Origin of the sequence: Streptomyces sp. NPDC012474 (genome assembly GCF_042955185.1) — a bacterium.
Taxonomy (GTDB): domain Bacteria; phylum Actinomycetota; class Actinomycetes; order Streptomycetales; family Streptomycetaceae; genus Streptomyces; species Streptomyces cahuitamycinicus.
In genome coordinates this window covers 1-21,247 of record NZ_JBIBEP010000024.1, presented here as the reverse complement: position 1 = coordinate 21,247, position 21,247 = coordinate 1, and the positions used below count along the sequence as shown (strand labels likewise).

Sequence of the window (21,247 nt, the reverse complement as noted above, 5' to 3'; positions counted from 1 at the left end):
TAGATACGCGGCCTGCGCGTCCGGGGTTCAGTGACCGGTCAGGCCTGGCAGGGAGAGCACTCAGTACCGTCCTCGGAGTGCACTGAGTGCCACGAGTGGTCCGCCGGGTGCTACGTTCGCGCCCATGAGCTCCGCGAAGGACGAGGCCGGCACCGGAAAGCCACCCATGCGGGACGCCCTGGTGACGGCGGCGTTCCGGCTGTTCCTGGAGCGGGGGTACGAGCAGACCACCGTCGACGACATCGTGGCGCTCGCCGGTGTCGGACGGCGCTCGTTCTTCCGGTACTTCCCTTCCAAGGAGGACGTGGTCTTCCCGGACCACGAGCGGTGCCTGGCCGACATGACGGACTTCCTGGCGGGCGGCTCGGACGACGACGAACCCGTCGGGCGGGTCTGCGACGCGGCGCGCCTCGTGCTGCGCATGTACGCCGAGAACCCGACCTTCTCGGTACAGCGCTACCGCCTCACCAAGCGGGTGCCGGGGCTGCGCGCCTACGAGCTGTCGGTCGTGTGGCGCTACGAGCGGGCCCTCGCCGAGTACCTGCGCCGGCGCTTCGCCGCCCGCCGGGAGGGCACCCTGCAGGCCGATGTGATCGCGGCGGCGGTGGTCGCGGCGCACAACAACGCCCTGCGCTCCTGGCTGCGTTCGGACGGGCAGGGCGAGGCGAGCACCGCGGTCGACCACGCGCTGGCCTACGTGCAGTCGGCGTTCGGGGACGCACCGGTGACGCCGGCGGCGGAGCAGCCGGAGGACGTGGTCGTGGTCGTGGCACGGCGCGGGGCGCCTCTGTGGCGGGTGGTGCGGGAGATCGAGGCGACGCTGGGCAGGGACTGAGCACCCTCACACTGAGGGTACGGAGTGCCTTTACGAGTGGCACTGAGTGCCATACTGTGTGGTGCGTGCACGGTGGCACGGCGAACCGCGCACACGTGTGCGCGGGTGATCGCGTGCGCGGATTCCGGCCGAGTGCAGGGAGTTGACCAGCGTGTACCAGTCAGGAAGCGTCGCTCAGCAGGCAGCCGGCTCCGCGACGGGTCTGCTCGACCCGAGGGGCCACAGCCCGGAGGCCATCCTCTTCCAGCGCTGCACCTGGTGCGGCACCGCCATGTACCACCGGCTGCTGTGTCCGGTCTGCCGGGGCAGCGAGCTGCGCACCGAGCGCGCCGAGGGCACGGGCACCGTCCGCCACTCCACGGTGGTGCACCGCAACACCCCCGCGGCGCGCAACGTGTCGCAGATAGAGATGTCCGAGGGGTTCGTCGTGCGCGGCCGGGTGATGGGCCCGCCGATCGGCATCCACAGCGGGGACCGGGTGCGGCTGTCCACGGCCAAGGACCCGGTACGCGGCGAGCCGGTCTTCCAGCTGCTGGACGAGCCGTACCGGGCCTGGAGCTGACGTCCCCCGGCGCGCTCGTCAGAGGGTGATGCGGATGCCCACCGTGCCGTCCACACCCCGGCGCAGCCGACTGCCGAACAGGGTCAGCCGGCCCGTCAGGCCGTACTTGCGGGCGATCAGCTTCCGGTAGCGGGCGGTGGTGGCCGCGTCGCAGATCTCCGCCGTCGCGGGCACCTGGTCGCCGGTGGGGTTGCCGCGCAGGTCGCAGGGGCCCACCAGCACGTCGGCGCGGTTGCGGATGCGCTTCACCTTCCAGGAGTCGGCCGGGGTCCACACACCGAGCGCCTCGGCGTCGCGCACCACCCAGACCGGGGTGGCGACCGGCGTGCCGTTCCTGCGGTAGCTGGTGACCAGCAGGTACTTGCCCGCGCCCAGTTCAGCCGCTGTCCTGTCGTCCATGCCGGGAAGTGTACGAGCGCGTCCCCGGGTTCACCGCAGCGCCGCCGCCATTCTCCGCACGGCCTCCACGAGCACCTCCTGTGAGGCCGCCAGGTTGAGGCGGGCATGGCCCGTGCCGCCGGTGCCGAAGGGAAGGCCCGAGCTGAGGGCGACGCGTCCGCGGTGCAGGAAGACGTCGGCCGGGTCGTCGCCGAGTCCGAGGGCGCGGCAGTCGAGCCAGGCCAGGTAGGTGGCGTCGCCGGGCCGGTAGCGGATCGCGGGCAGGTGCTCGGCGAGCAGGCCGGCGAGCAGCCGCCGGTTGCCGTCGAGGCCGGACAGCAGGGCGTCCAGCCAGGTGACGCCGTCGCGCAGGGCGGCCGTGTGGGCGATGACGGCGACGTGGCTGGGGCCGTGCCCCACCTCCTCCGGCATGCGCTCCAGGTCGGCGGCGGCACCGGGCCCGGCGACCGCGAGGGCGGCCTTGAGCCCGGGCAGGTTCCAGCCCTTGGAGGCCGACATCAGGGACAGGCCGCGCTCGGCGCCCGGCACACTCAGATACGGCACGAAGCCGGCGCCGCCGAGCACGAGCGGGGCGTGGATCTCGTCGGCGACGACGCGCACGCCGTACCGCTCGGCGAGGCCGGCGACGGCGGACAGTTCCGCTTCCGTGTGCACGGTGCCGGTCGGGTTGTGGGGGTTGCACAGCAGATAGGCGGCTCGCCGCCCGTCCGCCACGGCCTGCCGGAACGACGACTCCAGGGCTTCCAGGTCGATGCGCCCGTCCGCCCCGAGCGGGGCCTCGGCCACCCGCCGGTCCATGTGCTCCACGAACAGGTAGAACGGCGGGTACACGGGCGGATTCACCACCACGATGTCACCGGGGCCGGTGACCAGTTTGAGCATCTCGACGACGCCCAGCATGACGTCGGGCACGATCGCGGTGCGCTCGACCGCGAGCCCCTCCCAGCCCCACCGCTTCCCGGCGAAGGCGGCCAGGGCCTCCGCGTAGGCGGTGCCGGCCGCGTAACCGGTGTCGCCGAGGTGGAGCGCGTCGGTGACGGCGCGCACCACGGGCTCGGCGAGCGGCACGTCCATCTCGGCCACCCACAGCGGCAGTACGTCTTCCGGATAGGTGCGCCACTTCATGCTGGTGCGCTGCCGGAGGCGGTCGAGGGTGAGGGCTTGCAGGGGATTCGGTTCACCGGACGTCTCGTGCGGGATCCTGGTCATGGGCACACGATAGGGGGCCGTGCGGTGAGCTGGAATGTTGCGGACGTCGAACGGGGCGGGGTGGCGGGCGTGTTTCTGGAGATCGCCTGCGACGAGTCGGGGTCGGACGGTGAGAACCTCACCGGCGGGAACACGGACGTGTTCGCGCACGCCGGCGTCTCGCTGTCCTTGGCGTCGGCCGCGGCGACGGTGGCGGAGATCCGGAGCCGGATCCGCTCACCGGCCGAGGAGTACAAGGCGACCCACCTGCTGCGGGAGAAGCACCGCGCGGTGCTGGAGTGGCTGCTCGCGCCGGAAGGCCCGGTCGACGGGCGGGCGCGGGTGCACCTCATGGAGAAGGCGTACTTCGTGGTGGACCGGACCCTGGGCCTGCTGCTGGACGACGCGGCCGAGGCGGCCGTCCTGTTCCGCGCCGGGCGCCCGGTCTTCGGGCAGGAGGGCTGGAGGGCCTTCCTGGAGGCGGCCAACCAGTTGCTGCGGGTCCGCCACGACGGGGACCCGGTGGACGCCTTCTACGGCACCGTCGACACCCTGCGCAGGGCACATCCGCGGACGGACGCGGCACGGATCCTGGAGCGGCTCGCCGCGACCCGGCCCCGTGCGGTGGCGTACCGGGACGGCTTCCTGGCCGGGCCGCCCCTGATCCCGCTGCTCAACCCGCTGCTCCCGGCGATCGTGCGGACGGCGGAGCTCTGGAGCGGGAGCGGGCGGCCGGTCCACCTCGTGCACGACCGGCAGAACATGCTGACGCCGGAGCGCATCGCATGGATCGAGACGACGGCCCGGCGGGCCGGGATCGGCCTGACCGGGCTGCGGCTCGTCGTCGCGCGTGACGACGCGCGGGTGCAGGTGGCGGACTTCCTCGCCGGCATCGCCCGCAAGATCGCCTCCGACGAACTGAACGGCCGCGGGGATCCGGCGCTCACCGCCCTGCTGCGGCCCTTTGTCGATCCCGGATCGGTGTGGGACGACGCGCGCAGCGGGGCCCTGCTCGCGGCCCCGGTCGCCGGGTGACCCCGAAGAGATCGCCGGTGCGCTGAACGCGGCACGGCTGCGCCCCGTATGGATGAAGGGCACTCAACTCAAGGGAGTCCCTGCGGTGTTCGCACCGTGATGTTCTGGTTCGGGAGCCATGCATGAGGCACGCACGACGACGGGTCGTCCGGCGAGTGACACGGCTGGCGGCCGTCGGCGGACTCCTCCTCGGAGGAGGGATGGTCACCAACGCCGTGGCGAGCGAGCCGTCGGCCCCGGTCATCGGCGTCCCGTTCACCGCGCCGCCGGCGACGGGCGAGGGCACCGACCTCGTGTCCCGGCTCGGGAACGCGCGCACGGCGGGCAGCTGGATCGACTCGTCCGGGCGACCGGTCGTCGCGGTGACCGACGAGAAGGCGGCCTCCGAGGTGCAGCGCGCCGGTGCGCGGGCCAAGATGGTCGGTCACAGCATGAGCGACCTCAAGTCCGCTGCGGCGACGCTGCGTTCGGCCCCCAGGGTGGCCGGAACCTCATGGGCCCTGGACTACAAGAGCAACCAGGTGGTGGTGCGCGGTGACAGCACCGTCTCCGCCTCCGACTGGTCCCGGATGACCGAGGTCGCCGAGCGCATCGGCTCCTTCGTACGGATGGAGCGCACCGAGGGCACGTTCACGACACGCGTCAACGGCGCGCAGCCCATCCTGTCGACCGCCGGGCGTTGTTCTGCGGGGTTCAACGTGACCGACGGCAAGAGCGACTTCATCCTGACTGCGGGGCACTGCGGGCCCGACGGTTCCGTCTGGTTCGCCGACGACCGGGGCCGGCAGCAGGTCGGCACGTCCCTCAGGGGGAGCTTTCCCGGCGACGACTACTCCCTGGTGAAGTACGACGGCGGCCGTGCGGGCAAGGGCGCGGACGTGGTGGCTGTCGGTGACGGCAAGGGTGTGCGGATCACGGGCGTCGCAGACGCGGAGGTCGGGCAGAAGATCTTCCGCAGCGGCAGCACCAGCGGACTGCGCGAGGGAGAGGTGACGGCGCTCAACGCGACCGTGAACTACCCGGAGGGCACGGTCACCGGCCTCATCGAGACGAACGTGTGCGCCGAACCCGGTGACAGCGGAGGCCCGATGTTCGCCGACGGCGTCGCGATCGGCCTGACCTCGGGCGGCAGCGGGGACTGCAAGGCGGGCGGTACGACGTTCTTCCAGCCGGTGACGAAGGCGCTGACCGAGCTGGGCGTCAAGCTGATCGTGGCCAAGTCGTCGGGTGGCACGGGCGCAGCACCCGCGCCGTCGGCCCAGCCGGGTGCGGCCTCGCCCGGTTCGTCGGCGCCGATCACGGGCACGGACGTGTCGACGCTGCTGACCCGCCTCACCGATCCGCGCAATGTCGGCCCCGGCATGCTCGTCATCGCGGGCAGCCTCGTGGCCCTGGTGGCGACCCGGTGGATCCGTGCGGAGCAGGACCGCAAGGCGTACCGGCAGTACTACTCGGCCACTTGGGGATGACGCGGGTGGCCGGCCGTCGCGGGCCGGGCCCGTCAGCCCAGGGTGAGCAGTACGGTCGCGATTCCCGCCCCCAGCAGCCCCACCGCCTGACGGCGGCTGATCCGCTCGTGCAGCACGGCGAGGCCGAGCACCACGGGGAGGGCCGGGTAGAGGGAGGCCAGGACCACGGCGACGGCCAGCAACTGCCGCTGGACGGCGAGCAGATACAGCACGAGGCCAAGGGCCGCCCCGGCCCCGATGAGGACGGCCTGGGCGCAGCGGACCGGTGGCAGCCTCAGCCGTCGGGCGTGACGCGCGGCGTCCGGCAGAAGGACGAGGATCGCGGCGACCCGGCCCGCGGCGACGGGCCACAGCCCGCTCCCGGGACCGGCCTGACCGAGGGCCAGGTACTGCACGGCGACGCCCAGGCTGGCGACGAGTCCGTCCGCCGTCCCCTTCCCCGCGCCGCCCTTGCCACCGGCGACGAACCACAGCGCCGGCACCGTGACGGCGATGCCCAGCCAGGCGACGGCGCCCGGGCGGTCGCCCAGGACGAGGACCCCGCACAGCACCGACAGCGCGACCCCCGTGACGGCGCTCACCGGCACCACGACGCTCATGTCCCCTCTGCTCAGCCCGCGGTTGAGGAACCACATGGCCGTGCCGCTGCCCACGCCGGACAGCGCGCCCCACAGCAGGTCGGCAGGGTGGACGGCGTCGGCGGGCAGGAGGAGCGCGGCAGCGCAGGCGAGCAGCAGTCCGCCCAGCTGGCCGAGGAAGGTGACGGCGGTGTGATGGACCCGTCGGGACAGCAGGCCGCCCGCGAAGTCGACGATGCCGTAGACGACGGCCGAGGAAAGTGCGAGAAGGGCACCCATTGGATCAGGGGTGCCCTTCGAGGAGAGTCCGATGCGCGGCGGGCCGGGCCGGAGGTCAGACCGCCGGCGCCTACTGCGGGGCCGCGGAGGCCCACTCCAGGACGAGCCGCTGGTACTCCTCGCGCTGCTCGACGCTCAGTGTCCCGCCCGACCGGCGCCACAGCGCTCGGATCTCCTCGTTGACCTCGTCAGCCGATCGCTCGGATGATGTTTCAACGGTGGTGGACATGCTGTGAAGCATACGTCGCCGGACGTGAAGGCGACGTGAGTAATCAGGAGTTAAACCGGCATTTCGGACAGTGTTACTGATCACGTCCATCTCCTGGTAAACGTGAGGCTGTTCACATCAGCCACCTGTGAGTACCTTTCGCCGCCCGGACGTTCGCCGTCCTTCACGCTTCGGCCGATCCCAGCACCAGCACCTTGATGGCCAACACGGCGGCGCCGCGGGCCCAGTCGTGGAAGTCGGACACCTTCGTCTCCAGGGCGACCGGGGCGGCCAGCGGGTGCCGGAGGTCACGGACCGTCTCCTCGACCGTCTTCCCGGCCACGTCCATCAGCCCGACCCCCTCCCCCGCGAGCAGGATCTTCTGCGGCATCACGAAGTTGGAGATCTGCGCGACGAGTGTGCCCAGGGCTCGCGCGGCCTCGTCGACGACCCGCGCGGGCATCGGGTCCCCCGCGGCGGCCAGGGCCAGGATCTCCTCGTAGGTGTGGTCGCTGCCGGTGGCGGCCCGGATCTGGTAGCGGATGCTGGGGATGGTCAGCAGCGAGACGGCGCTGCCGCGCCTGCCGTCCGGGGTGAGCGGACCGCTGGAGTCGACGATCCAGTGCCTGCCGAAGCCGCGGTCCTCCTCCGCGAAGGGCACCCGCCTGCCCCCCAGGACGAGTCCGTAGCCGAGGCCGGCGCCGATGGTGAGGACGACGAAGCGCTCCAGGCCGCGCCCGGCGCCGAACCACGTCTCGGCCTCGACCAGGGCGGCGACGTCGTTCTCGACGACCACCGGCAGCCCGGTGCGCTCCTCGACCAGGTCGGCCAGGGGGACGTCCCGCCACAGCAGGAAGGGGGACTCGCCGACCACGGCACGGTCCTGGACGAAGCCGCCCACCCCGATGCCGATCCCGGCAGGACGGGGGTGGTCTTCGGCCAGTTCGGCGGTCATCTCGGCCAGCACGTCGGCGACTTCGGCGGGGTCGTGGGTGGTGAGCGGGCGGTCGTGCCGGGCGACGATGTGGCTGCGCAGGGTCGTGACGACGCCGTAGACCATGTCCTCGGTGATCTTGAAGCCGAGGAAGAAGCCCGAGTCGGCGACCACGTCCAGAGGCTGGGAGGGGCGGCCCTGGCGCGACTCCGCGGGCGCATCGGCTTCGGGCACCTCGACCAGCAGCCCCGACTCGATCAGCGGCTTGGTCAGCCGGGTGAGACTGCCGGCCGACAGACCCAGCCTGCGGGCGAGTTCCGTGCGCGAGAGCGGGCCGTGGACGAGCACTTCGATCGCCACGGAGCGTTCCCCCGGGCTCAGCGGCAGCCAGCCGGCGGTGCCTTCCGTCATGGAGGTCCGACTCCCCTCATCCATTTTTTTCACACCGAAACCAATATGACCACTCTAGGCCCATGCCGGTCCCCGGGAAAAGATGTTTGCAGGCCTCTTGACGCGGCAATTGTTTCGCGCCAAAAGTAAGTCCCGCCAGAGGACGAGCCGCCGCAGCGAGGGAGTCTCCCGATGACCATCGCCTCCAGCAGTCCTCCCTCACGTCTGCCCACGGGCGGCGCGGCGGAGGCCCCCAGCAGGACCCGGACCCGGACGCGACGGGGGGTGGCCGGTGAGGACCGGGGAGACGGGCGGCTGGCCGCGCTCTTCATCGCGCCGGCCCTGCTCGGCTTCCTGGTCTTCCTGCTCTGGCCGACCCTGCGGGGCGTCTACCTGAGCTTCACCAGCTTCAACCTGCTGACGCCGGCGGAGTGGGTGGGCCTGGACAACTACGTCCGCATGGTCAACGACCCCATCTTCTGGGACTCCCTGTGGGTCACCGTCGAGTACGTCGTCATCAACATCGGCGTGCAGACGGTCGCGGCACTCGCCATGGCCGTCCTGCTGCAGCGGCTCACCCAGTCGGCGATGCTGCGCGGGATCGTGCTGACGCCGTATCTGATGTCGAACGTCGTCGCCGGTCTCGTCTGGCTGTGGATCCTCGACACCCAGCTGGGCATCGGCAACGAGATCATCAGCGGCCTCGGTGCCGACCGCATCCCGTTCCTCGCCGACGAGACCTGGGCGATCCCGACGATCGCGGTCATCAACGTGTGGCGGCACGTTGGCTACACCGCCCTGCTGCTGTTCGCCGGCCTCCAGGCCATTCCGGGCGACATGTACGAGGCGGCCCGGGTGGACGGCGCGAGCGAGTGGCGGATGTTCTGGCGGATCACCATGCCGCTGCTGCGTCCGGTGCTCGCGGTCGTCCTGATCATGACGGTGATCGGGTCGTTCCAGGTGTTCGACACCGTCGCCGTGACCACCGCGGGCGGTCCGGCGAACGCCACCAACGTCCTGCAGTACTACATCTACGGCTCGGCCTTCGGCCGCTTCCAGTTCGGCTACGCCTCGGCCATGTCCGTCGCCCTGCTGGTCGTACTGAGCGCGATCACCGTCCTGCAGTACCGGCTCACCCGGGCCGGCCGGACCGACCTCGGCTGACGGAAGGGAGACACCGCCATGGCTGCCGTGACGACCACGACGACCCTACGACCGGTGCGGCGCGGGTTCCCCTTCGGGCGGGCCGCCGCGTGGACCGTGATGGGACTGATCGTCCTCATCACCATGCTGCCGTTCTACTGGATCCTGCGCACCGCGCTCTCCACCAACGCGGGCCTGAGCGCCGACCCCACCAACCCCCTGCCGGTGGGCCTCACCACCAGCGGCTTCGAACGGGCCCTGGGCCTCCAGTCGTCCGAGGAGGCGATCGCGCAGGGCGGTGCGGGCGGCGGGCTGGACTTCTGGCGCTACCTGCTCAACTCGGTGCTGGTCTCGACCCTGATCACCGGCTGTCAGATCTTCTTCTCCGCGATGGCCGCGTATGCCTTCTCGCGGCTGCGCTGGCGGGGCCGGGACAAGGTGTTCGGGCTGTTCCTGGCCGGGATGATGGTGCCGACCATCTTCACGCTGCTGCCGAACTTCGTGCTCATCAAGCAACTGCACCTGGTGGACACGCTCCTCGGCATCGCGCTGCCCAGCCTCTTCATGACCCCGTTCGCGGTGTTCTTCCTGCGACAGTTCTTCATGAACATCCCCAAGGAGGTCGAGGAGGCGGCTCTGCTGGACGGCGCGGGGAAGATCAAGATCTTCTTCCGGGTGGTCCTGCCGATGGCGTCCACGCCGGTCATCACGCTGGCCGTGCTGACGTACATCACCTCCTGGAACGACTACTTCTGGCCGCTGATGGTGTCCTACAGCGACAGCTCGCGCGTGCTGACCGTGGCGTTGGCGGTCTTCCGGGCGCAGACCCCGCAGACCGGCGTCGACTGGTCCGGGCTCATGGCGGCGACGCTGATCGCCGCGCTGCCGATGCTGGTGCTGTTCGCCTGCTTCGCCCGCCGCATCGTCAGCTCCATCGGCTTCACCGGGATCAAGTAAGGGGACTGTGATGCGAATTCGACTTCGTCCGCTCGTCGCGGCGACCGGAGCGCTGGCGCTGTCCCTGGTCAGCGGATGCGCGCAGGAAGGCGCCGCCGGATCCTCCGCGAACACCGTCACGTACTGGCTGTGGGACGCCAACCAGCTGCCCGCCTACCAGGCCTGCGCCAAGGGGTTCGAGAAGGAGAACCCCGGACTCAAGGTGAAGATCACGCAGCTGGGCTGGAGCGACTACTGGACCAAGCTCACCGCCGGGTTCATCGCGGGCACCCAGCCGGACGTGTTCACCGACCACATCCAGAACTTCGGCCAGTTCGCCGACCTCAAGGTCCTCGAACCGCTCGACGACCTCGGCATCGACAACTCCGACTACCAGCCGGGCCTCGCCGCCAACTGGATCGGGAAGGACGGACACCGCTACGGCGCCCCCAAGGACTGGGACACGGTCGCCCTGTTCTACAACTCGAAGTTGACGAAGGACGCCGGTCTCACCGCCGAGCAGCTGAACGACCTGTCCTGGAATCCCGAGGACGGCGGCACCTTCGAGAAGACCGTCGCCCACCTCACGATCGACAGGAACGGCAAGCGGGGCGACGAGCCGGGCTTCGACAAGAACAACGTGAAGGTGTACGGCCTGGCCTCGGGCGGCGGCGGGTTCGGCGACGGCCAGACCCAGTGGAGCAACTTCGCCGCCTCCGCAGGATGGAACTACCTCGACAAGCCGCGCTGGGGCACGGAGTACCAGTACGACAGCAAGACCTTCCAGTCGGTCATCAAGTGGTACTTCGGTCTGGCCGAGAAGGGCTACATGCCGCCGCTGTCCGACTACAACGTCCAGTCCAACCAGCAGAACACACAGGTCGCGGCGGGGAAGGCGGCCACCGCGTTCGACGGGGCCTGGATGATCTCCACGTACGCGGGCTTCAAGGGCAGGGACATCAAGACCGCCCTGACTCCGGTCGGCCCGACCGGCAAGCGTGCCACGATGATGAACGGCCTCGCCGACTCCGTCACCAAGGCCTCCAAGAACAAGGCGGGGGCCAAGAAGTGGGTGGCCTACCTGGCCTCGGACGACTGCCAGAGCGTCGTCGGCAGGTACGGCGTCGTCTTCCCCGCCACCCCGGCCGGGACCGAGGCCGCCGTCGCCGCGTACCGGAAGAAGGGCATCGACGTCTCGGCGTTCACCGAACCGGTGGCCGACAAGAAGCACTCCCGGACCTTCTCGTACCCGATCGCCAGCTACTCCGCGGACATGACGGCGCTGATGGCACCCGCGATGGAAGACATCTACGGCAACGGAAAGCCCGTGAGCAGCCTCGATCAGACCAACGACCAGATCAACCTCATCCTCTCCCAGTGAAGGGCACGCGCTCCATGACGTTCTCCATCGGCATCGTCGGCGCCGGACAGTTCTCGGGCCAGTTCGCCACCCTGTTCCAGGCCCACCCCGGCGTCAGCGACGTCTACGTCACCGACCTGCTGCCCGAGAGGGCCGCCCAACTCGCCTCCGCCCAGGGGCTGGCGGGCACCTTCCCGTCCTACCAGGCCATGCTGGAGTCGGAGGACGTCGACGCCGTCGCGATCTTCACCCAGCGCTGGACGCACGGGCCGCTGGTGGTCCAGGGCCTGAACGCCGGCAAGCACGTGTACTCCGCCGTCCCCATGGCCATCAGCACGGAGGAGATCGCGGCGATCATCGACGCGGTCAAGGCCACCGGGCTGACCTACATGATGGGCGAGACCAGCGAGTACAACCCGGCCACGGTCCACGCCCGCAACCAGATCGCCGAGGGCGCCTTCGGGCGGCTCTTCTACGCCGAGGGCGACTACGTCCACGACATGGACCTCGGGTTCTACGAGGCCTACCAGTACAGCGGCGGCGAGAACTGGAAGGCGACCGCCAGCTATCCCCCGCTGCTGTACCCGACGCACGCGGTCGGCGGGGTGCTGGGCGCCTGGCAGACGCACGCGGTGAGCGTGTCGGCGATCGGTGTCGTCGACGACCGGGGCGACGGCGTCTTCGACAAGGACATCAGCCAGTTCGGCAACGACTTCTCCAACGCCACCGCGCTCTTCGAGGTGGCGGGCGGCGGCTCGTTCCGCACGAACGAGTTCCGGCGGGTCGGCTACCCCTCGCACATACGGGAGTCGCGCTTCCGCTTCTTCGGTACCGAGGCGAGCATGGAGCAGCTCGCGACGTTCGCCCTGTGGCAGGACAAGCAGGGGGTGAAGGACATCAGCGAGCTGCTGGAGCCCAAGCCCACCATGGCTCCCGACGATCCGTCGCTCCAGCACATCGCGCCGGAACTGCGGGCCGCCTTCACCTCCGGGTCGGCGCCCGTGCACGACCGGGCGCGGCTGCCGCGGGAGTTCGACAACCTCCACAACGGCCACGAGGGCAGTCACCACTTCCTGGTGGACGACTTCGTGACCGCCGTCAACACGCGCGCCCTGCCGTCGGTGAACGCGTGGGTGGCCGCCCGCTACACCCTGCCGGGCATCGTCGCTCACGAGTCGGCGCGGCAGGGCGGGGTCAGACTGGAGATCCCGGACTTCGGGGACGCTCCCCGGTAGGGAACGCCCGGCGCGAGCCGGGTGCCCGGTATCAGGTGCCCGGCTTGCGGCCGTACACGAAGACGTCGTCGTTCTTCTTCAGCAGCGACCAGTACTTCTTGGCGTCGGTCTTGGTCATGTTGACGCAGCCGTGCGAGCCGGGCGGGTTCCACATGCTGACGCCGACCGAGTGGAAGGCCTGGCCGCCGTCGAAGAACTGGGCGTAGGGCATCGGCACGTCGTAGATGGACGAGACGTGGTCGATGTTGCGCCAGTAGATCTTCTTCAGGCCGGTGCGGGTCTCGTACCCGTTGCGGCCGGTGCGGACCGGGACGGGGCCGTAGACGAGCTTCTTGCCGTCCTGGATCCAGCTCAGCTGGAGCGTCAGGTTCACGCAGGCGATCCGGCCCTTGTTCACCGGGCATTTGCCGTCCTTGTTGGGGTTCTTCCCGACGGCCTTCTGCTTCTGCATCAGGTCCATCACGCCCCAGGTGACGGGCCCGGCGTAGCCGGCGTTCGGGGAGATGCCGTGCTTGGTCTGGAAGGCGCGGATGGCCTTGCAGTCGGCGGCGGACTGCTTGCCGTCGACCGGACGGCCGAGGAACTTCTCGACCTTCTTCTGGTACGGGCCGGCCTGCGTGGTGCAGCTCGCGGCCTGCGCCGGCGTGGCGCCGAGTGCGAGCGTGAGCGGTGCCACCAGACCGGTGATACCCAGTGCGACGGCGCTCCGTCTGCGTACGTCCCCCATGGCTGGTCATGCCCTTTCACGAAAGCGGTTCTGCGGTGTCTGCCAGCTAGACGGCCGGGGAACGGTTCCGGTTGTGCCGTCGGCGGGGCTGCGACGGAACAGTGACATACCCCACCGGCACACCGTGGACATACCTACACATAGGGGGATGATCACGCCCGATCAGGTGCCGAACGCGTCCGCGTCACCGGTATCCGGTGACGTCCGCGGGCTTGCCCGCGTCCTGGACCTCGACGAGGTAGCGCCAGGCGTCCGGGCGGCTGCCGTCGAGGTCGGTGAAGCCGTACTCCTGGGCGAGTCCGCCGCTGGACAGGGACCGGCCGTTCCAGCGCGCCACGTCAGCGTCCGCGGCCAGCGCGGCCACCGCCCGGCCCACGTAGTGCGGGGTCTCCGAGATGGCGAAGTGGGGGACGCTCTCCAGGGCGTCGCGCCAGTTCTCCTCGCACACCCCGAAGCCGTCCAGCATCAGCTCCGAGCGCAGCCAGCCGGGCGTGAGGGCGACGGCGGTGGCGCCGCGCGGGCCGATTTCGTGGCCGAGGGCGAAGGCCATGCGCAGGACGGACGCCTTGGCGAGGTCGTAGAAGAAGTTCACGCGGTAGTTCTCGGCGTTGTAGTCGGCGGTGCCGTCGGTGACCTCGACGACCAGGCCGCCCGGGTTGCGCAGCAGCAGGGGCAGGGCGTGGTGGCTGGTGACGGCGTGCGTCTCGATCGCGAGCCGGAGCAGGCGCAGGCCGTTGTCGAGGTCGTGCTCCCAGAGCGGGGTGTCCCACTCGAAGAGTTTCTCGCCGCCCCAGATGTCGTTGACGAGGACGTCGAGGCGGCCCTGCTCGTCCGCGATCCTGTCCACGAGCGCCCGGACCTGCGCCCGCTCCAGGTGGTCGGTGGGGACGGCGACGCCCCGGCCGCCGGCGGCGGTGACCAGGTCGGCGGTGTCCTCGATGGTCTCCGGCCGGTCGTACTCCGAGCGGCGGGCGCGGGTGGTGCGGCCGGTGACGTAGACCGTGGCGCCGGCCGCGCCGAGCTCGACGGCGATCCCCCGCCCGGCGCCCCGGGTCGCACCGGCGACCAGTGCGACCTTGCCCTGCAACGGAGCTGACATGTCCGACCTCCTGTGACGTGACTGCTTGTCGCCTTCAGGGTGACGGGTAAGCCGGACATCTTCTGTCGCCTTTTACGGGCGACACGTGATCAGTGGCCTCGGGTGATCCATTCCTCCAGGTGCGGGACCTCCGCGCCGATGGTCGAGGAGTCGCCGTGGCCGGTGCGGACCGTCGTTTCGGGCGGCAGGGTGAACAACCGGTCGCGGATCGAGTCGATGATCGTCGGGAAGTGCGAGAAGGAGCGGCCGGTGGCGCCAGGGCCGCCCTGGAAGAGGGTGTCGCCGGTGAAGACGGTGCCGAGCCCCGGTTCGTAGAGGCAGACGGCACCGGGCGCGTGCCCCGGGGTGTGCAGGACCCGCAGGTCGGCGCCGCCGGCCTCGATGACCTGGCCGTCGACGAGCCAGGCGTCCGGCTCCCGGTCCGGGTGGGTCTGCTTCCACAGCGGCAGGTCGTCGTGGTGCAGCCAGATGGTGGCGCCGGTGCGCTCGGCGAGGGCGGGGGCGGCGTCGATGTGGTCGTTGTGGGCGTGCGTGCACACGATGGCCGTGAGCCGGCGGTCCCCGACGGCCTCGGCGATGGCGTCGGCGTCGTGGGCGGCGTCGATGACGATCGCCTCGTGGTCGTCGCCGACGATCCACACGTTGTTGTCGACGTCCCAGGTGCCGCCGTCGAGGCTGAACTGCCCGGAGGTGACGAGGTGTTCGATGCGGGTCGTCATCACAGCACCACCACCGAGCGCAGCACGTCGCCGTGGTGCATCCGCCCGAACGCCTTCTCCACCTCGTCGAGCCGGATGGTCTCCGTGACGAACGCGCCGAGGTCCAGACGCCCCCGCAGATGCAGGTCGATCAGCATGGGGAAGTCGCGGGAGGGCAGGCAGTCGCCGTACCAGCTCGACTTCAGGGCGCCGCCGCGGCCGAAGACGTCGAGCAGCGGCAGGTCGAGCTTCATCTCGGGGGTGGGGACGCCGACGAGGACGACCGTGCCGGCGAGGTCACGGGCGTAGAAGGCCTGCTTGTACGTCTCCGGGCGGCCGACGGCCTCGATGACGACGTCGGCGCCGAAGCCTCCGGTGAGCTCGCGGATCGCCTCGACCGGGTCGTTCTCGCGCGAGTTGACGGTGTGGGTGGCGCCCATGGAGCGGGCGGTCTCCAGCTTGCGGTCGTCGATGTCGACGGCGATGATCGTCGCTGCTCCGGCCAGCTGCGATCCGGCGATGGCCGCGTCACCGACACCGCCGCAGCCGATCACGGCGACCGAGTCGCCCCGGCCGACGTTCCCGGTGTTGATCGCGGCGCCGATGCCGGCCATCACACCGCAGCCCAGCAGCCCGGCCACCTGCGGGGCGACGCGCGGGTCGACCTTGGTGCACTGCCCGGCCGCGACCAGCGTCTTCTCCGCGAAGGCACCGATGCCCAGGGCCGGGGACAGCTCCTGGCCGGTCGAGGCGAGGGTCATCTTCTGCTGCGCGTTGTGGGTGTCGAAGCAGTACCAGGGCCGCCCGCGCCGACAGGCCCGGCACTTCCCGCACACCGCGCGCCAGTTGAGGATCACGAAGTCACCGGGCTCGACGTCGGTGACGCCGGCGCCGACCGCCTCGACCACGCCGGCGGCCTCGTGGCCCAGCAGGAACGGGAACTCGTCGTTGATGCCGCCCTGCTTGTAGTGCAGGTCGGTGTGGCACACCCCGCAGGCCTGCACCCGCACCAACGCCTCGCCCGGGCCGGGATCGGGCACCAGGACCGTCTCGATCCGCACCGGCTCGTCCTTGCCGGGGGCGATCACGCCGCGTACTTCCTGGGCCATGGTGCTGACTCCTTCGTCGGCCGGGTCCGTTCCTCTCCGACCCTACGCGCGACTGATCGGTAAGGGGCGCGGATCGGCCACCCTCCTCGGCCGGGAAAGGGCGGAAAGGGCAGGCCGGGCGGGTCGGCGGCGTCGTAGCCTGAACGCTCCGCCGACGCCGAGGGAGCGCCGTGAGCATCACTGGGACCGAGGTGGCCACACCCGCGTGGCGGCAGCTCCTCGCATACGTACGCCCGCACCGCTGGTCCCTGTTCGCGGGGGCGCTGCTCTCGCTGGTCACCGGGGCGACCGGACTGCTGCTGCCGCTGGTGGCGCGGGAGCTGATCGACGACCTCTCGCACGAGCGGGCCATCACCGGCGCCCTGCTGGCGATGTCGGCCCTGGTCGTGACCAACGCGGCGGTGGGCGCGCTGGGTTCGTACGTGCTGACCCGCACCGCCGAGTCGGTGGTGCTCGGCGCGCGGCGTGCCCTGTCGTCGTATCTGCTGCGCCTGCGGATCACGGCCGTGGACCGCAGCGAACCCGGGGACCTGATGGCCCGCATCACCTCCGACACCACCCTGCTGCGCGCGGTCACCACCGACTCACTGGTCGGCCTGGGCACGGGCGGGCTGACGCTCGTCGCCACGGTGGTGATGATGGGCCTGGTGGACGCCGTGCTGCTGGGCGTCACCCTGGCGGTCATCCTGGGCGCGGGTGTGATTCTCGGGGTGATCGTGCCGCGCATCAACAAGGCGAGCCGGCAGGCGCAGGACGCGGTGGGTGTCATGGGTGCCTCGCTGGAACGGATCCTCGGCGCCCTGCGCACCGTGAAGGCGTCCGGCGCGGAGCACCGCGAGGAGCGGACGCTGCACGAGGCGGCCCAGGAGTCGTGGCGGCAGAGCGTGCGGGCCGCCAAGTGGTCGGCGGCCGCGGGCAACACCGCGGGGCTGTCCATGCAGGTCGCCTTCATCACGGTGCTCGCCGTGGGCGGCGCGCGGGTCGCGACCGGCGCGGTCGACGTGGGCACACTGGTCGCGTTCCTGCTGTACGTCTTCTATCTGATGTCCCCGATACAGCAGGTCGTCGGCGCCATCACGCAGTACCAGACGGGCGCCGCGGCCCTCACCCGCATCGAGGAGGCGCTGAACCTGCCCGCCGAGCCGGCCGCCGATGCCGCGCCGCTGCCCTCGACCGGCGCGCAGCCCGCCGCCCTCGCCTTCGACGACGTCCGCTTCCGCTATGCCGACGACCTGCCCTACGTGCACCACGGGGTGACGTTCACCGTGCCCGCGCAGGGCATGACGGCGTTCGTCGGCCCATCCGGCGCGGGCAAGACCACCGTCTTCTCCCTGATCGAACGGTTCTACGAGCCCGAGTCGGATGTGATCACGCTGGACGGGCGGGAGCTGGACGACTGGGAGCTGTCCCGGCTGCGCGCCGCGATCGGCTACGTGGAGCAGGACGCGCCCGTCCTGTCGGGCTCCCTGCGGGACAACCTGCTGCTGGGCAATCCGGAGGCGGACGAGGACGCCCTCGCGCGGGTGCTCAAGACGACCCGGCTCGACGGGCTGATCTCCCGGCTGCCCGCCGGCCTCGACACACTCGTGGGGCACCGCGGCACCAAGCTGTCGGGCGGTGAGCGCCAGCGCGTCGCCATCGCCCGCGCGCTGCTGCGCCGGCCCCGGCTGCTGCTGCTCGACGAGGCGACCTCGCAGCTGGACGCGGTGAACGAGGCGGCGCTGCGCGACACCGTCGCGGATGTGGCCCGTACGACCACGGTCCTCGTGGTGGCGCACCGGCTGTCGACGGTGACGATGGCCGACCGGATCGTGGTGATGGACGCGGGCCGGGTCCGGGCCGTCGGCACGCACCGTGAGCTCGTGACGGCCGATCCGCTCTACGCGGAGCTGGCGGCGACGCAGTTCCTGGCCACGGCGGACTGAGCCCGGGCGTGCGTGAGGGCCGCCCGGGCGTGCGGCCCTCACGCACACGCTGCGGTCAGTGCACGTTCGGCAGGAAGCCGAAGACCGGGGAGACCAGACCGACGACCTGGTTCAGCTGGTCGAGGTCGTTGAGGCGGTTGAGCCCGGCGAGCTGCGAGGAGGGCCGCGGGATCTCGTCCTTGTGCGCGGCGGGGATGTCGCTCACGGTCAGCGAGTCGAGCGTGGTCATCGGGCTGAGCGGGCTCTTCGCTTCCGCGTCGGCCGCGTTCGCCATCGGCGCGGCGAGGCCGGTGACCCCAGCGGCGAGAGCAACGGCGGCGACCATACGTCGTGTTGAGATCATGCCTTTCGCAACGCGGGCGGGTCCCCGGCGGACACGGGCGGGCGGTCCGCCTCACCCATCAGGCCCAGCGCTTGCCGAGGCGGGCGGGCCGGAGGAGCCTCGGGAGGAGAGGCCTTTCGCGGCCCGCTCCCGCCGGGTCGCGGCCCTTCGAAGGGAGTCGTCATGGGAACAGCGGCAGAACCCGCCTTCGACCGAGAGACGCTGCGCCGGGGCCTGGAAGGGCAGAACCCGGACATGCTGCTCTCGCTGTACGCCGACGATGCGGAGCTGCGCATCGTGGACCGCACGACGCAGCCCAGCCACCCCAAGGTCCTGCACGGCCGGGACGAGATCGGCCGGATGCTGGAGGACGTCTACAGCCGGGACATGTCGCACAAGCTGGAGCGGTGCGTCATCCAGGGTGACGAGGCCGCCTACAGCGAGAGCTGCGAGTACGCGGACGGGGTGCGTGTCCTGTCCGAGTCCATGATCGGGCTGCGCGAAGGCAAGATCACCGAGCAGACCCTGGTCCAGGCCTGGGACGAGTAGCAGGGGCCCACCGGGCTCCGTCAGGGTGGGGCCGGACCGTGACCGCCGCTGAGGTGGAGCACCACCGGGGAGCGGCCCCGCGGAGCCGATGCCGTGCGCCTGGGCGAAGCAGCACATCGGCCCATGGGTGGATCATGTCGCAGGCGCGTCGCATGAACGGCACCGCACTCTCCCGGCGCATCGTGGCAAGCCCGGCGCCGAGGTGATCGACGCCGGGGTACAACGCCGGGAACGTCGGGGACGTCGACTTCGACTCCGCCGTGGAGCGGGCCTCGCTGATCACACCGGTGCCGGGTGGGGTCGGTCCGATGACCATCGCCACGCTGCTGGAGCAGACCGTCGAGACAGCCGCCCGGCAACTCGCCGTCATCGGGGGGTGATCAGCGCATCCATGCGCTGTACGACATGACGTCACCCTCCTCGACGCCGTACGCGGGCTCCGGCTCGGTGAGGGTGCTCTCCAGCCCGAGGACGGCACCGGTGGCCGGGTCCATGATCAGCATGCGGCGGAGGCCGCGGGAGTCGTTCACGTAGGCCTGGCCGCGGCGGCCCAGCCGGTCGGTCACCTGGCCGGCCGGCCGCAGCCCCTCGGCGCGGGCCAGCAGCCGGGCCAGCGCCGCACTCTCCTGTGCGCCGAGGGTCCAGTGGTCCAGCAGTGTCGCCGTAGCGTCCAGCAGCTCGGGCGTGGTCAGCGGAGTGCCGGAGAACTGAGCCTGTGTCAGGTAGGCGCGCAGCCGGGCGGGATCACGGGGCGGGGGTGACTGGGGCGGGGCGTCGCTCCAGCTGGGCGGGTAGGTCCGGTCGAGGAGGACGTGACCGTCGTCGACGGGGTGCGGCTCGCCGCCCTCGTCCGAGAGGACCGGGCGGCCCGGATGCCTGGGGTCCGTGGCCACGACGAGTTCGGTGTGGCTGTCGTCGGCGTGCCAGCGCACGATGCGCTCCTCGGGCAGGGTGATGGGGGGCTTGTCGTCCGACATGCCGAGGCTCCAGGACTGCACGTGCGTCCCCTTGCGCAGGCGGGGCGCGTCGTCGGCCCCGGCGGCTGCCGCGGCGCGGTCGGCCAGCCGGTCCAGGGGCACGGCTGTGAAGCCCGATTCGATCACCAGCGGGCGGGGCGCGGCGACCGCGGGCGTGGCGCTCGGGCCGCTCAGTACGAAGGTGAGGGTGAGAGCGGCGACGACGGCCGTGGCGAGCAGCCCCCAGGCCAGCCGGGGCCATCCGGGGCCCGGCAGCAGCCGCTGCCGCAGCCGGCCGAAGGGCCGGCCCCGTCCGTCCCGGAGCAGTTGTTCGAGCCGGCGCTCGGCGTTGTGGTCCAGGGGACCGTCGCCGTAGTGAGGGCCGTCGGGCGGCACCGGGTCGGCGCAGCGCAGCAGTTCGAGTTCGTCAGCCATGGCCGTGTTCCTTCGGGGCGGTCATGCAGGAGTGCTCGGCGGGCGGGGGTTCGGGACGCATGCGGTCGATCTCGGCTCTGAGGCGGCGCCTGGCCCGGTGCAGCCGCATGGACGCGGCCCGGCTGCCGCAGCCGAGGGCGACGGCGACCTCGTCGATGCCGAGTTCCTCCCAGGCCGTCAGGCGCAGCACCTCCTGATCGGCGGCGGAGAGCCGGGCGAGTGCCTCGTGCACCCAGCCGCCCGGTGTGTCGGCCTCGGGGCCCGCCGCGATGTGACGCCCGTGTGCGGTGTCGTCGTTGCCGAGCCGGTCGACGAGCCGGCGGCGGCGGCCGTGTCCGCGTACCGCGTTGGCCAGGCAGTTGCGTGCCACGCCGTACAGCCAGGGCAGCGCGGCGGCGGGGAGGTCGGCCCGGCGCCGCCAGGCGACCGTGAACACCTCCGCCACCACTTCCTCCACGTCACCGGCCCGTGCGTCCAGTCGCCGTGCGACATAGCGGCTGACCGCCCAGTAGTGCTCGCGGTAGGCAGCGGCGAAGATCTCGTCGTTGCTCATGTCCCGTTCTTGTCCGGCACCTTCTCGATCGTCACACCCGATTTCGTGATGCTCGTCGCGTCAGTGAAGTGTGACGCGCGGGCGGGGCGCGGACACAGGCGGGGCATGAGGCACCTCAAGTGGCTGACGACCACTGATCACAAGACGATCGGCACGCTGTACCTGGCCACGTCGTTCGCGTTCTTCGTCATCGGTGGCGTGATGGCGCTGCTCATGCGCGCCGAGCTCGCCCGGCCCGGTCTGCAGATCATGTCGAACGAGCAGTTCAACCAGGCGTTCACGATGCACGGCACGATCATGCTGCTGATGTTCGCGACGCCGCT

At 71.0% G+C, this 21,247-nt stretch carries 23 protein-coding genes and 1 pseudogene; 12 read left to right on the top strand and 12 right to left on the bottom strand.

What is annotated here, in order from left to right; all coding sequences use genetic code 11:
• Positions 1–166 precede the first annotated feature (166 nt).
• Both ACFY9S_RS36075 and ACFY9S_RS36070 read left to right on the top strand, forming a co-directional pair.
• Complete coding sequence (locus ACFY9S_RS36075) at positions 167–835, top strand: TetR family transcriptional regulator (protein ID WP_391137564.1); 669 nt, start codon at positions 167–169, stop codon at positions 833–835.
• Positions 836–986: 151 nt separating this feature from the next.
• A complete protein-coding gene (locus ACFY9S_RS36070; RefSeq protein ID WP_391137365.1) occupies positions 987–1,397 on the top strand; it encodes a zinc ribbon domain-containing protein in 411 nt (136 codons plus the stop codon).
• Between the two features lie 18 nt (positions 1,398–1,415).
• Here ACFY9S_RS36070 and ACFY9S_RS36065 read toward each other — a convergent pair whose 3' ends face one another.
• Together ACFY9S_RS36065 and ACFY9S_RS36060 are read right to left on the bottom strand one after the other, a co-directional pair.
• On the bottom strand, positions 1,416–1,796 hold the full coding sequence (locus ACFY9S_RS36065) for a PPOX class F420-dependent oxidoreductase (RefSeq protein WP_391137362.1): 381 nt from the start codon (positions 1,794–1,796) through the stop codon (positions 1,416–1,418).
• A 30-nt stretch (positions 1,797–1,826) separates the two neighbouring features.
• The gene (locus ACFY9S_RS36060; RefSeq protein WP_391137359.1) at positions 1,827–3,005 is read right to left on the bottom strand and encodes an aminotransferase class I/II-fold pyridoxal phosphate-dependent enzyme; all 1,179 of its coding nucleotides are present in this window, start codon (positions 3,003–3,005) and stop codon (positions 1,827–1,829) included.
• A gap of 24 nt (positions 3,006–3,029) precedes the next feature.
• Here ACFY9S_RS36060 and ACFY9S_RS36055 point away from each other — a divergent pair, with 24 nt between their 5' ends.
• On the top strand, positions 3,030–4,019 hold the full coding sequence (locus ACFY9S_RS36055) for a hypothetical protein (protein WP_391137356.1): 990 nt from the start codon (positions 3,030–3,032) through the stop codon (positions 4,017–4,019).
• A gap of 122 nt (positions 4,020–4,141) precedes the next feature.
• Complete coding sequence (locus ACFY9S_RS36050) at positions 4,142–5,488, top strand: alpha-lytic protease prodomain-containing protein (RefSeq protein WP_391137353.1); 1,347 nt, start codon at positions 4,142–4,144, stop codon at positions 5,486–5,488.
• A gap of 32 nt (positions 5,489–5,520) precedes the next feature.
• On the opposite strand, the gene ACFY9S_RS36045 is transcribed toward ACFY9S_RS36050, so the two are convergent.
• The 3 genes from ACFY9S_RS36045 to ACFY9S_RS36035 all read right to left on the bottom strand — a co-directional run bounded on the left by ACFY9S_RS36045 (position 5,521) and on the right by ACFY9S_RS36035 (position 7,898).
• Positions 5,521–6,345 (bottom strand): EamA family transporter, encoded by an 825-nt coding sequence (locus ACFY9S_RS36045; protein ID WP_391137351.1) that lies wholly within the window; start codon positions 6,343–6,345, stop codon positions 5,521–5,523.
• Positions 6,346–6,415: 70 nt separating this feature from the next.
• Positions 6,416–6,574, bottom strand: a complete 159-nt coding sequence (locus tag ACFY9S_RS36040; RefSeq protein ID WP_180989589.1) for a hypothetical protein — start codon at positions 6,572–6,574, stop codon at positions 6,416–6,418.
• A 163-nt stretch (positions 6,575–6,737) separates the two neighbouring features.
• Positions 6,738–7,898 (bottom strand): ROK family protein, encoded by a 1,161-nt coding sequence (locus ACFY9S_RS36035; RefSeq protein ID WP_391137349.1) that lies wholly within the window; start codon positions 7,896–7,898, stop codon positions 6,738–6,740.
• A gap of 171 nt (positions 7,899–8,069) precedes the next feature.
• Between ACFY9S_RS36035 and ACFY9S_RS36030 the strand changes: the two genes are divergently transcribed.
• The 4 genes from ACFY9S_RS36030 to ACFY9S_RS36015 are packed head-to-tail and all read left to right on the top strand — an operon-like array spanning position 8,070 to position 12,551.
• Positions 8,070–9,041, top strand: a complete 972-nt coding sequence (locus ACFY9S_RS36030; protein ID WP_391137346.1) for an ABC transporter permease subunit — start codon at positions 8,070–8,072, stop codon at positions 9,039–9,041.
• A gap of 18 nt (positions 9,042–9,059) precedes the next feature.
• Entirely contained in the window at positions 9,060–9,977 is a 918-nt protein-coding gene (locus ACFY9S_RS36025) for an ABC transporter permease subunit (protein ID WP_391137342.1), read from the top strand.
• Between the two features lie 10 nt (positions 9,978–9,987).
• Positions 9,988–11,337, top strand: coding sequence for an extracellular solute-binding protein (locus ACFY9S_RS36020; protein ID WP_391137339.1), 1,350 nt, complete (start codon positions 9,988–9,990; stop codon positions 11,335–11,337).
• A gap of 14 nt (positions 11,338–11,351) precedes the next feature.
• Positions 11,352–12,551: a Gfo/Idh/MocA family oxidoreductase gene (locus ACFY9S_RS36015; RefSeq protein WP_391137336.1), complete on the top strand. Its 1,200-nt coding sequence runs from the start codon at positions 11,352–11,354 to the stop codon at positions 12,549–12,551.
• Positions 12,552–12,582: 31 nt separating this feature from the next.
• Here the strand turns inward: ACFY9S_RS36015 and ACFY9S_RS36010 are convergent, their stop codons facing one another.
• From ACFY9S_RS36010 to ACFY9S_RS35995, 4 genes are all read right to left on the bottom strand, one after another.
• Positions 12,583–13,278 (bottom strand): L,D-transpeptidase family protein, encoded by a 696-nt coding sequence (locus ACFY9S_RS36010; RefSeq protein ID WP_102910083.1) that lies wholly within the window; start codon positions 13,276–13,278, stop codon positions 12,583–12,585.
• Positions 13,279–13,462: 184 nt separating this feature from the next.
• Complete coding sequence (locus ACFY9S_RS36005) at positions 13,463–14,377, bottom strand: SDR family oxidoreductase (protein WP_391137332.1); 915 nt, start codon at positions 14,375–14,377, stop codon at positions 13,463–13,465.
• An 89-nt stretch (positions 14,378–14,466) separates the two neighbouring features.
• A complete protein-coding gene (locus ACFY9S_RS36000) occupies positions 14,467–15,096 on the bottom strand; it encodes an MBL fold metallo-hydrolase (protein WP_391137329.1) in 630 nt (209 codons plus the stop codon).
• Entirely contained in the window at positions 15,096–16,184 is a 1,089-nt protein-coding gene (locus ACFY9S_RS35995) for an S-(hydroxymethyl)mycothiol dehydrogenase (protein ID WP_391137327.1), read from the bottom strand. Before ACFY9S_RS35995 ends, ACFY9S_RS36000 begins: the two co-directional genes overlap by 1 nt.
• 170 nt (positions 16,185–16,354) lie before the next feature.
• Between ACFY9S_RS35995 and ACFY9S_RS35990 the strand changes: the two genes are divergently transcribed.
• The gene (locus tag ACFY9S_RS35990) at positions 16,355–18,109 is read left to right on the top strand and encodes an ABC transporter transmembrane domain-containing protein (protein WP_391137324.1); all 1,755 of its coding nucleotides are present in this window, start codon (positions 16,355–16,357) and stop codon (positions 18,107–18,109) included.
• A 55-nt stretch (positions 18,110–18,164) separates the two neighbouring features.
• Here ACFY9S_RS35990 and ACFY9S_RS35985 read toward each other — a convergent pair whose 3' ends face one another.
• Positions 18,165–18,452: a hypothetical protein gene (locus ACFY9S_RS35985; RefSeq protein WP_391137321.1), complete on the bottom strand. Its 288-nt coding sequence runs from the start codon at positions 18,450–18,452 to the stop codon at positions 18,165–18,167.
• Positions 18,453–18,614: 162 nt separating this feature from the next.
• On the opposite strand from ACFY9S_RS35985, the gene ACFY9S_RS35980 reads away from it, so the two are divergent.
• Together ACFY9S_RS35980 and ACFY9S_RS35975 are read left to right on the top strand one after the other, a co-directional pair.
• Positions 18,615–18,980 carry a nuclear transport factor 2 family protein gene (locus tag ACFY9S_RS35980; protein ID WP_391137318.1) on the top strand — a complete coding sequence of 122 codons (366 nt, stop codon included), beginning with the start codon at positions 18,615–18,617 and terminating at the stop codon, positions 18,978–18,980.
• Between the two features lie 184 nt (positions 18,981–19,164).
• Positions 19,165–19,360, top strand: a pseudogene (locus ACFY9S_RS35975) (bifunctional 5,10-methylene-tetrahydrofolate dehydrogenase/5,10-methylene-tetrahydrofolate cyclohydrolase); the annotation flags it as partial.
• On the opposite strand, the gene ACFY9S_RS35970 reads toward ACFY9S_RS35975, so the two are convergent.
• Both ACFY9S_RS35970 and ACFY9S_RS35965 read right to left on the bottom strand, forming a co-directional pair.
• Entirely contained in the window at positions 19,361–20,371 is a 1,011-nt protein-coding gene (locus ACFY9S_RS35970) for a CU044_5270 family protein (RefSeq protein WP_391137315.1), read from the bottom strand.
• On the bottom strand, positions 20,364–20,924 hold the full coding sequence (locus ACFY9S_RS35965; protein WP_391137313.1) for a sigma-70 family RNA polymerase sigma factor: 561 nt from the start codon (positions 20,922–20,924) through the stop codon (positions 20,364–20,366). Before ACFY9S_RS35965 ends, ACFY9S_RS35970 begins: the two co-directional genes overlap by 8 nt.
• A gap of 105 nt (positions 20,925–21,029) precedes the next feature.
• Here ACFY9S_RS35965 and ACFY9S_RS35960 point away from each other — a divergent pair.
• Positions 21,030–21,247, top strand: a 218-nt coding sequence (locus tag ACFY9S_RS35960; RefSeq protein ID WP_391137310.1) for a cbb3-type cytochrome c oxidase subunit I, incomplete at its 3' end; no start/stop codon positions are given.